The organism is Microbulbifer pacificus, assembly GCF_002959965.1.
Taxonomy (GTDB): domain Bacteria; phylum Pseudomonadota; class Gammaproteobacteria; order Pseudomonadales; family Cellvibrionaceae; genus Microbulbifer; species Microbulbifer pacificus_A.
Genome location: NZ_PREV01000026.1, coordinates 1,000,700 through 1,013,251 on the forward strand (window position 1 = coordinate 1,000,700; position 12,552 = coordinate 1,013,251).

General features: G+C 52.6%; 2 protein-coding genes. Both read right to left on the bottom strand.

What is annotated here, in order from left to right:
• Positions 1-65: 65 nt before the first annotated feature.
• Positions 66-9,854 (bottom strand): hemagglutinin repeat-containing protein, encoded by a 9,789-nt coding sequence (locus tag C3938_RS04735; RefSeq protein ID WP_105102061.1) that lies wholly within the window; start codon positions 9,852-9,854, stop codon positions 66-68.
• A 343-nt stretch (positions 9,855-10,197) separates the two neighbouring features.
• Positions 10,198-11,958, bottom strand: coding sequence for a ShlB/FhaC/HecB family hemolysin secretion/activation protein (locus tag C3938_RS04740; protein ID WP_105102062.1), 1,761 nt, complete (start codon positions 11,956-11,958; stop codon positions 10,198-10,200).
• Positions 11,959-12,552 lie beyond the last annotated feature (594 nt).

Sequence of the window (12,552 nt, forward strand, 5' to 3'; positions counted from 1 at the left end):
AGTGCTACCTTGGCCGCGGACCAATCGCGAGCCAAGGCTCCCGGTAAAGATTCAACGCCACTGCTTCACAGTCTGGTCTCTTCCGATGTGGCCGCTTTCCTTTTAGTTGCTGGAGCCTCATCCTGAATGTCCTGCGAGGCTCGAAGCTCAACCTCAAAATCCTCGGGCCGCGGTGCCTGAGCAAACGGATCGGAAGCCACCCGTGTTCGACGCAATTCGAGCATCGCTTCAAATCCGCGCGCAACCGCCTGATCCAACACGGCCTTTGTCTCAGGATCATCCCTGAAGCCATTGATATACGCACTGTAGTCTGACTTGAATTTCGAAATGTCCGGCTCGACCGTCTGATGCCCCGTAAGGACACCGTGATTCAACGTCCCCTCTGTCTGGTTCAGCGTCCACAGCATTTCGTGCAACGAGTGTCCACCATCGTATGTCAGGAACATAGCAGCGCCCAGCATCGCATGATTTAAATCGATACCTGCTCCATTTTTATTCGCCTCATTCACATAGTGGATGATCAAGTTTGTCGACCCTGAAACACCGCTTCCGAAGGGGATGCCGTTTTCAAGTTCCAGCATCGCTTCAGCAGTCGGCTTGTCTGCTTCATTCCTACCAGACAGCTCCGTTAAGCGCTCACTGTCCGGGTAAATCGGTTCATTCCACAATGTAGGTCGCGTTGCTAGGCTCCCGTCTACAGGACCACTGGCCGCCTCTGGTTGATGCCCCAGCGTGAGGCCAGCTGTCCGACTCAAGGGTATTATCTTTGCCCGGGTATCCGGCTTTGCCGCACCTATGTTCGGCTTATGCCGGCCAACGGCAGACTGGAGCACATTCTTGTAGTTGAGATCCGCCTCCTGCACACCAGGCAATTTAATGCCGCCTTTGCGGAAACCGGCGGCCATTTTCACCGCTAGGAAAGGTCGTGCGATCACATCCGCGCCATTCTGTACCGGCCTGTTCAACATTGCCTGCAATAGCTCCTTACCTTGCTCAACGGCCTGCCTTTGCTTATCTGTGTACCCAGCCGGATCTACGTGATTGCCGGGAAATTTTAGTGACATGAACTCCTTGTATTCAGAGTTATTCTTCTCGAATTCGGCATCCCAGAAACGTTGGGCGTCCTTTTCCAGCAGCTCCTGCACAGAGTCCAGCGCCCCCCCCAAATTTTCATTGCTTTCATTATCCGCAATGGACTTCGACAAGGCGGCGCCAAGCTGATCCATGGACTTCTTAACGCCTTCCGGTGGGTTGCGCACTAGATGGTCGACCATCGCCGTCTCGAAAGTACGACCATAGATATTGTCATACAAGCGCGTCGCCGGTGGCTGCTTGTTCGGACCATAGCCGGCAAGTTCGCTGTCCAGGCGCTCGGCCAACCCCTTCAGCTTCTGACTTTGTGCATCATCGACGTTATCCAGTGACGCCACGGCATCCTTCAACATCGACTGCACATCACTGGCCTTCAGATCATGTCGCAGCCACTGGCGTTCGGCACTGTCCAGCAAGCTCTCCAAAGAAGTACGGGTGGGATCGGGCGGCAGCTCAGCGATGGTCTGCTGCAACCCAGCCATCCAATTCGTGGAAACTTCGGTCGGCACCCGGTCCATATCGCGCGGTGCGGGACTCACTGGTCTCTGGGCTTCAGCGACTAGCTTTGAAAGAGTGGCAGCGACCGCTGCCAACTCCTGCCCAGCAACCTTCTGCTGGAACTCTTTCGTCACCAAACCGTCAATCCGTGACTTCAGCGCGTTAAACGTAGTATCACCGGAAAGTGCATTCTCGTATCTGTCGAAAGTCTTGCTCCACACCTGTTCCCAGGCTTTCGCCGTTTTGGGCAACCCTGCCACTGCCTGGAGCTTAATTTCGTCACTAAGTGATTTCCAGTTTTCTTGCAGACTAGCTCTGGCTTCGGCTGTAGGCGCGTTAGCGATGGCAGAAAATGGAGGAGCTTGGGATATTGCACTGGCAATTGCTGTTCTTTCATTTTGTATAGCGAGCTTCTCTAATTTCCCATTCCGAACCTCATCCAAACGCTGCTTCAGCGCCGCAAACTCTGCAGCCGACACGCTTGACTTATTTCGGTCCAATTCATTCTTCACCCACTTGGTCAGTTGTTTAGTATTGTTGCCCGATACGGATGGAGACAATTTATTTTTAGGCAGGGGCCGCAACACCAAACTCACTGTGCTGTCCTCTTCGGGATCAATCTGCACTGTGTTTTCCAGAGAAGTGCCGGCCAAGTTTTCCACAGCCTGTACTGCATTGGCATCGTTAGCTACCTGGACAACTGGCCCATTACCACTCCCGCTTTCAACATCGCTCCCCACGCCGCGTACGGACTCACCTTCCTGACGGCTCCCTCCGGGTACCGGGACAATCCGTGTCCCCTCCTGATCGACTTCTCGCACAGGCGCACCATTCTCACTGTCTAACGCCACATCCACCGAGGTGGAGGGCAATATTGATTCCCTATGACCCGAATCCAGTGGAATGGACGAGTCGCCAGTTTCTTGCCCCGATGCTGTAACCTCCATGTCGTTCGCGGGGGAAAAGTTATCGGATACTCCATACTGTTCTGCCGCCCGCGCACCGTCATCGATGACATCTCCACCATCCGACAGGCCAACAGTGATGGTTTCCGGTTGAACCAAACTCTCGCTGTTACCAGCCATGAACTCCTCGGGCGCTCGCCTCGATGGCGCCGCCTGCTCAGGCTCCCCCCCGGACACCGCCGATGGGGTCACCTCTCCAGGCGAGGGAAGCGTTTGCGTCGGTGCTGGAGGCACATACGCCAAGCTATCACCACCCCGCTGGCTATCTGATACAACGCTGGTTCGCCGCTCCGGCCGATCAATGCTACTGCGCCTCTGGACATTTGCGGTGGGCTGCCCGGATTCTCCTCTACCGAGCTTGCTCTTTACTGTGTTCTTGAGGTCCCTGGCACCGTCTACATCAACGCTCGCCTCGAAACGGGTGCCTGCGATCTTGCGGTCCTCCTGGACTATCACCAACTGATCCTTGTCCTGATTGTATTCACCTACCGTATTGCCCGCGTTGACGCTGCCTACCGCGATGGTGGCATTCTGTTCGGCCTTGTATTTGATCTGATCTACCCGCTCCGCCTGAATGTTGGCTGTGGGCAGACCTGTCTTGCTCACACCGCCGCCGCCGCCGTAGAAGCCACCATCCTTGTCGTGGTAATCCTGCAGCTTCTCGGTGGTCAGCGTGCCATCTACCTCGACACTGCCCGCCCCCGTTTCCGATACGATATGTGCGCCTTTCAAGGTGGCGTCACCGCCTACCTTCAGGTTGAGCAATTCGGAGGCCTTGATACCAGATTGTTTCGCGGTCTTGGCGTAGTTATCCCAGCTCTGGCCGCCGCCGCCATCCGCGCTAATGGTCGGGGCGACGATGGAGGCGGTGGTCACTGCGGCGCCAACGGTGACACCCCAGTTGCCTTTTGTGGTCGTCGAGCGTTGGGTGTCCTGCACACTTTCAACGAGAGTATTGCCGGCGATGTCCACGTCCACAGTCCTGCCCTCGATATTGCCACCTTTGATATCGAGGTCACCCTTGCCCTTTACCACGACGTTGCCGCCAGTAATCGAGCTGTTGGTGTATTTGGTTTCCGTGGTTTCGGTTTTTTCTAGCGATCCGTTGTAGCCTGTGGACAAACCGACACCGGCACCGGTGGGTGCAACGCTTGCGCTCAGAGTCGCCTGGGCCTGGTGGGATTCGCTGGCTTCCGTGGTTACGGTGCTTTCCTTGGCAGCGTTGATCGCTATATCTCCGGCGACGTCCAGAACAACTTCTTTGTCACCCCGTATTTCCACTCCGTTCAGAGTGACGTCACCACTGGTGCCACCATCCTGCCGAGTGCGGAGACTCACGCTGCCGCTGGAGGTGATCGAACTGATGTTTTCCTTGCGGGTACTCACGCCACTGCTGGTCTTGGTGTGTTCACCGCCAACACCCACGGTGGCACTGCCGAGGTCGTTGAACGCCAGGTTGGCGGCATCGGCCGCGGCGCTCAGGGCAGTCAGACCAGCGTCAACTTCCATACCCTCGTGCTTCGCCTTGTAAGCAGTGTCAGCATGTTTGTCCACTACGGTAAGCACTGAGCTGGCACCATCCACAGTCGCACCGATAAAGGTGCTTTCCTCCTTGAATTTATGCGTGATGATATCTTCATATTTGGTGGTGGCAATTTCTCCAGCAACGATATCAATGGCAGCATCCTCGCCACCGGTAACTGCGATATCTGCACCACCGAAGTCGAAGGTTTCACCCACATCCACAACGAGCTTCTCTTCAAAGTTCAGTTGAGCGTTGGTGTAAGTCTTGCTTTCGGTGCTCTCTTCCCGAGTAATACTTTCAAAGCCGACACGGCCACCGATACCGGAGTTCAACGGGGCGCGCCCTTTACGTGGTGGTGCTCCGTTCAGCACCTTGCTGCTTTTGTATTCACCATCGGCATAAACGCCGGCCTCGACACCCGTGGCGCCGCCAACTGTAGCTTCGGCGCCATTGCCCGCCACACCGACATGCCCACCAATTTTAAGCTGGTTGATCTTTGTCTTGGTTTCTTCATGGGCATAGTCCGCCGCAGCCTCGATCGTGAAGTCTCCACCCGCAGTGATTTCACCCTCTTTACCACTGTACTCGCCCCCCACCAAGCGAATATCTTCACTGGCGTCCAATTTTAGCTTGCCACCAGCCTGAATCACGGTGCCAACGGCTGTTGCTGACACCTTGACGGTGTCGGTAACCGCCGAGCCCAGCACGGCAATATTCGCGTCCTGTGTGCGCTCGGCATCCACCACATACAGAGTCTCGCTGGTGATGTTTCCACCCGCCTCCAGGTTGACGTCATTGCCTGCAAGTGCTGTGGCAGAAGTCAGTTCGACGTCGTCACCCGCCGCAATGGAGAGATCGTTGTCAGCAAAGACGCCACCACCCTGAATGGCAATATTGCCGTCTTCGTCGAAACCCGCGATGCCACTGATCGCCACGTCGCCGCTTTCCGCCTCGAGGTTCACATCCCGACCGACGATATTTCCGCCGATATTGCGGATGTCACCGCTTCGGGAAACCAAGTCCACCCGATCATCTTCACCCGCGCCGCCGATGATCAGGGCGTGCTGACCCCCACTGTTGATATCGCCCTCGGCCGTGATTGAGACAGAGCCCACACCACGGATCAGGCCGTTGCTGTTGCGCAGAGAGTCCACGTCCAACTGCACGCTGCCACCCGCGTCTACCGTGGCCACCGCACTGGCATCAGCTTCCAGGGCCGCGAGGGTGTCAGTAGCCAGGTAGACCTTTGGTACCAGCAGGGTCTGGCCATCCACTTCTTCCCACACGTACCAAACGATATCCTGCTGCAAACCAGCCAGCTGTTCGGCACTCGGCTCGGCACCCACCTCAAGGCCCAACTCCGACGATACGATGCCGGCATTCTGGAATAGGTAGGACACCAGGTCCGCGCCCTGAAGGCCTCCACGGGTGAAGTAGCCACCTACCGCAGACTCGACCTGGTCGCTGATCAGCTTGGTGGTGAAGTAGTTATCCCCCAGCACCAACACGGTGAAGTCCGGGTCATAGCCCACCAGTTCGAAGAAATGCTCGGTGCCAAAATATTGGCTCTGATCGATAAATTCGAGCCGGGTCTCATACTTCGGCGCTACCTTGGAGGGGGCGGGATCGCTAAGCAGCAGGAAATCCTGGAACGACGAACTGGGCTCAAACAGGCCGTTGATACCTGCCAACTTCTTAACTCCATCCAATAGGTCGAGGCCGTCGGAAAAATCGCGGCGGTTGAACTCGATATCAACCTGAGGCACGGCGACATCGACTTCCTGATCACCAATATCGACTTTTTGTGTTTCCTGCCGCTCAAGCCAGCTTGAGCTATCCGTAGCGCCTAAATCGAGGCTGCCGCCGGTCTGTATGATATCGCCGCCGGCGATCATTCCAGCACGTTCGCCCGGATAGAATGCAAAGGCCCCACCCACGTTCTGACGTTTGGCCTGCCATGCGGAAACAAGTGCGTCATAGCTCAGGCTTCTCCAATCCGCACCAAATAACTCAGCGAATACCATATTGCTAAACGGACTTTGAACCACCTGCTGCAAAACCGGAGCGATATGGTCAGTGCTTCCCATATATGCCCCCCAAACAGTGTGCTGCTGACGGCCCTCACCGAAAGCAAAGTCCAGGAATTCCCGCAAACTGTTAAACGTAAATTCTTTCTCATACCACGATAACGCGGCCTTCACACCCATTTGAAGTTTGATGGTGGTTGGGCGATCGAGATAACTTGCAAGAGACTCTTCCTTCGAGGCAGTATGGTTTTTTACATTACCATTCACTTTCAAGTCCCGCCCCGCAAGTATCTGCCCCCCGAGGTTATCAACCAGAGGCTTATTATCATCGGTGTACAGCTTTTTCTGATTCAATAGAATATCGCCACCGGCTTGAATTTTCGCTTGTACGGCCGAAAGTTCAGAAGCCAAGGTATCCAGCTTGATGTCCAGTAAATAGCGGTCATTACGACAACAGTTCAGGTTTACCCAAAACTCCCCCAAATTACTCTCGTTACCGTTTTTGGAAATCGAGCCCTGCACTTTCGCCGAATTCGCCAGCCGATCTGTATCAATGCTGAGATCCCCTTCTGCGACTATCTCGCTGGCCACAGCCTCGCCATCACTACCTATGACCACTTGGTTATCAACCAGTTGGGCCTCAATAGATACATCTCCGTGTGCCCAGAGATATCCTCCTTGGTTCAACAGCGATTTGGTATAGACATAGTCACCCGCTTTGATGTCCCCCCCGGCCCAGATCAGCGCACGAAGCTGGTTGGTGATGGATTCAGCCTTCAAGGTGATATCCTTACCGCTGGCCAGCGTGTTCATATTGATCAGGTCTCTAGCGGCGTCTAGCACAATGCTGCCAGCGTTCTGTAGCTCACCTACAATAATGTCAGATGCCGACTTCATCGTCAGAGTGCCCATTGCGAACCAGGTACCCTCATTCTTGCCCTCCTCTTTCAGGTGCAAGGATTGCTCGCTCTCGACCGACACATCGCCATTGTTGCTAGTAACTTTACCGGCATTGTCCACCCACTTCGCTTTGATTCCAGCCAGCTCACCACCGATGAATTCTGCATCCTGTGCATTAGTAAACCCCTCCCCGCTCTCCACCTCGAGTTTGCCCAGGGAGACCATGCTACCGCGGTTCTCTATACTGCCCTTGGCTTTGAGACTCAGCTCTACGCCCGTCTGCCCCAAAATTTCACCCCCGGCGGTATTCACGATACTGCCAGTAGTATCGACATTCAGGGCATTCCAGACGGCCATAGTGCCGGCGTTCTCCAAACCGCCCTCTCTCAAAGCGAGTACCAACTCAAGGAAATCTATATCACCCTCATTGCGTATACCTCTCGCACTCCACGTGCTAGTAGTCCCGCCATAGATCTCTGCCTCATCCAGGATTTCAATAGTTTCAGCGTCAAGATCTAAAGTGCCATTGCTCTGGATCTTCGACTTACCGGCACTCCTCAGCATGCCGCCAGCGCCTAACTCTATACTGCTCCGGGCGGAAAGAAGCGCCTCCCCGAGGTTGTGTATATCCCCGCCTGCATTAAGGTTCAATGCCTCCCGGGCTTGTATTACTCCCTCATCCTGATTGACGATATCTAAACCCGCCGTTATCGTCACGCCACCACGCACACTGTTCAGCTGGCCGGAATTTGTTAGCGCTTCCTCCAGCTGAAGATTGAAGTTATCTTCCGCCTGCAGGTTGCCACCTGCGGCGTTTTCAAGATTCTTTGCTGCTATGTTCAAGGCGCCCATTGATTTCACATTGCCGGCATTTGTTAGATCCGCCCCGGCCTGAACCTGCATTCTTGCGCCCGACTCGATACTTCCACCCTTCGCATTCGAGAGCTTTTTAATATTGAGCAGTACCTCGCCCTCGGCCAAGAGAGCGCCATCGTTGGCTAAGTCGCCCTGCGCTTCCAGAGTCAGAGCCTCTCCGGCACTGACCAACCCTTGATTACCGAAATCTCCACCAGTGTTCAGGTTGACGTCCTGCCCCTGCAACAAACCGGTATTATCCAAGTCGCTGCCTGTGTGCAGAGCAAGATTACCGGAGGTCCGCACAAAGCCATCGACATTGGACAGCTTACCGGTAGTGACGATCTCTATATTACTTCCCGCATCCTGCGCTTGAAAAATCCCAGCGCTTTTCGCCAGCAGCTCCCCCGCTTCTAGCTTTAGGCCACCATCGCTGTACACTTGAGCTGAGGAAATGAGCCGATCGTACGGCTTACTTTTACCTTCTGAATCACGCGCTACATAAACCCCATTTTCCAGCGCAACAGTCACTCCTGGAATCTCATTGCCGGCTGCATCCAACACATAAAGGTGGCCGATAATCTCGTATCGACCCGCCACATCGACATGCAAACTGGAAAGATCCGAAGCCCCGCCCTCACGGCCAGCTACAATATCAGCGTCATCCTGCCGTATTTCCGCAGCCTTTACCGACACCTGCCGCCCCTGCAGATCTCCTTGCACTCGTGCCAGCCCCGAGGCTTCCAGGCTCAACTTGTTTCCTGCCCTGACACCCTGGCTGGAGGAGGTGACATCAACATTGTATCCCTCTAGAAGTGCGTCCCTTCCGGACTGCGCCTTACCCAGAGACAAATCCGCGTCTGCGGAAACTCGTAGGTCCTGACCTGCCAGCACTTGCTGAACATCTATTTGCGCCCCTCTCAGGGCAACATCGCGTTGCGATTGGGCATTAGAAATCGTCAGCTGCCTTTCTGCCGCAATCTGCAGATCCTGCCTCGCTAGTGCCTGATCGACAGCGATCTGCCGCCCCTTCAGCATGACATCGCGTTGCGATTGGGCGTTAGTAATCGTTAGCTGCCCATCTGCTGAAATTTGCAGATCCTGCTGTGACAGCAGCAGCCCCTTGTGGCGCACTCCTATACCAGACTCGGTACTAATCAACTCAATCTTGCCGCCGTACATGGAACCCATCGCAGCGCCATCGATACCAAACTGAGGGGAGGCACCCTGCCCTTGGCCTTTTTGGATATGCGCACGGGTCTGAGGATCGTATTCATTCACCCCCGCCAACACTTTGATATCTGCGTCGCCATTGATTTCAGCGGCCAGCTTAATAGCGCGACCAATCAAATCGAAATGAGAAAGACCTGTGGTATTGACGCCACTGCCTGTAACTTCGATTTCCCCACCGGAAACTAGGAAGCGCAAATCGTCTGCCGCAGACTCCACCCTGCCAGTAGTTAGAGCAAGGGCACCCATATTGACCGCCGAAACACCATTCACCAAGATTCCATTTTCATTGGCTATAAACACATCCGCCTTACCGCCGAATACTTCCATGGCCCCCAGAAGCTTTGTTTTTTCCGCACCGGTCACCTCGTTTAGAATTGCCCTAGCCTCCTTTGTGAGATTTTGATTTCGCAACAACTGACCGGCGAGCTGCGACCTCCCATCCTGCATACTATTGTTGAACACTAGGCCCAGCTCGGATACATTGAAGTCAGTGAACTGATTATGTGACAAGCCTTTTGCGTTTGGATCCACGATTTGTATAACTGGAACACCGTTGGGGCCATTAAGTACACCGGGGGAAGTAGTGCCCGGTGCTGGCCTTAACTTCAAGTCGCTGGCAAGCACCGCCCCAGGAAGAGCAACGGTCAACAGGAGGGCCGCACCGGACCGAGCGGATTTTTTCTTGCCTTTAGCCAATTCAGACGCCACCACCCAAGCTGATATGGCCGTATTCCAGATGATTCGGTAAATTTTATTCACAATAAAGATCTCAGTTATTGGCTCTTTCTCGAAGGGTCCATTTGAAAGCGCGAAAATCTATGGGTATTTCTCTTCCTGATATATTTCTGGATCAGGAGCCTCCGCTATCTGTACCTTTATAGATATAAATCGCCGTTTGACAATGATAGTGGAACCCCCAATACCGTTCTTTCAGTTCCGTGCTGCGATAATTTAGATGGCCACTGATCACTTAAATAGTGGGCTCCGTTAAAGCTCGCGGCGAAAATTGAAAATAGCAGCATCAGCTCTCGACAGCTTGTCAGCACCTGAATCGGCATAGGGCTCTCACGCACGCCATACCTGAAAACTTGCTAGATTCTTCTCAAAAGCTCATACCCACATCCATATACAGAACATATCCGGGATCAAAGTCATTCGGATTACTAACAGGGAAACCAAACGTTGACGAAAATTGGTAATTTGCACCATCAATCTTTAAACCAAGAGTTGCACCAGCAATTTTCCGCACTTCAGCACCTACACTTCCTCTGCGATGCTTTCGCGCCCAGCCAATATCGGCCCCAATAAATGGAGATACTTGATTCAGATATTTTTTACCGACCGGAAGAGAAAAGCTGACGGTATTTGAAAGATATCCGCCGAGATCACCTTCAATAGACATCGACGCCCCCTTAAACCCCCGAACGGTATATTCATCGCCAAGGATAAGACTGTCCTGGGCGAGCAAACGATCCGGAGAATACTGCCAGCCAGCGCTTAGCCTGTACTCAATTGGGGAACGAGCTGCGTTCCACGACCAATTGAAATTACCTTTGTACTTGCGGAAGCCTGCTTGTCCGGAATCATCCTGTCCGCGCCCTACATCAATATCCGCATTAAACCAGGAAGCACCCTGCACAATGGATAGATCGCCGTAGAGAAAGCCTCCTAAGGCCCTACCGACATAACGCCCACCAAGGGATAGATGTGTAAAAGCATTGCTCGAATCATCTAGGATGATTTCGGTATCGTCGTCAATTATGAATATATTTTCAGTACGCTTCTTGTCTATCCCTCCGAATACAGACCACTTTCCCGACTGTCCTCGGCGAAAAACTCGCTCAAGGCCAACTGACAGCTTCTCGGATTCTCCCTCACTGCTATAGTCGCCGACAGGGGTTTGGGTTTTTGAAAAATTACCTTTAAGAGAAAGCTTCCAAAAGCCTACTGGCAGACTGTATCCGAGATCATATATTTCTCTAAGATAAGTATCGCTATCTTTATAGTCTTGCCTAGCCAAATACAAGCTCAAAGTATCATTGACACCCATCGCGTCAGACATGGCCAAGCTAACGTTGTGCTGGTATTCCCCGGTCTCTTTATCGCCCGAATTATCTGCACCAAGGATAAACGCCCATGGCCGCAGCTTCTCCCGCCGCACATTCAGATAGGAATAGCCATCACGTTCCGAAGGAATCACTTTTACATTGACCGACTTGCCTTTCGTACTCAGGTTTTCAACCATTTGATCAACATCATGTATATTGAGCTTCTTCTCCTGGGCCCAAGGATAGGCACTAAAGAGACTAAGCCGGTCCCTTATAAAACTTGGGCTCTCCCCATTAAGCAAAACACCTTCAATCCTTCCCCACGAAACCTCAAGAGTTAAAGTACCAGAAGAAAGATTCTGGGGATTCACCTTGACAAGAGTTGTCGAATAGCCATTTTCAACGTAGTAATTAGTGAGATTTTCTACCAGTGAGAAAATCTCCGATACACCCAACTCAATCCCTACGTACGGAGTAATTATCTTGCTTTCATCCAAAGATAATGGGGTACCATCCCTTACAATCTCGATCTTCCGAATCAAAAATCGGCTTTCGGAAGAGATATCCACATGTCGCCCCTCTGCCACCACTGAGTCATCCTCAATCACTCTTTCGCGTTCACGCCCCTGAAATTCCTCAATTCTTTTTTGCAACTCTCTTTTTTCAAAGAGATCACGCCGCCTCTCGGCCTCACCGACCTGAGCCATCGCATAATCGGAGAAAGCAAAGCATGAAAGAAAAAAGACACGAATGCCTGTGTTACGCACCAAACCCAATGACTCTTGAGAGTTATCCGCAAAGAAGAATTGGCACATGTTTAACCTCACCCAAACTAAATGCCCCCATAACAGTACCGCAGCCTACACTTTCAAACCCGAACACTTCATTTCAACTTCCTGACCGATTCCTTCCAGAAAAGGCCGGCTTGAAGCTACCCAACAATCAGTAATTGACATAAACACGCTCGACACCACCCTCATGCCGATAACAAATAAAACTAAACGTCAAGATTTTTAATCTAAGAAAGCCCAAGAACCACACCACTACCGAAGACTAACGTTCGTCGAGGGAGATAGGTATACCAATGACAAGATCATTAGTAATAGCACTTTTTACAACAGTAAATTAAACGCCAACATTCTTCTGGCACTTCACATTAAAACCTTACTTCTTAGATATTTCTTAAAAGACAGGGTTTAGCAGAATAATTCAGGAGGATACTTGAGGGGAGCAGGAAAATTCTGATATTAATTTCTATTCTCGGTTCGACTTTGTAACAGTCTACTAACCTCGGACAACAACTTCGGTGGTAAGACTGCTACCTTAATTAGCTGTATTGCAATCTCCCCGAAATTTAATCGAGGTTTTGAGCAGAGACTATTAAAATGATCGCCTAAGGAGCGAATAAT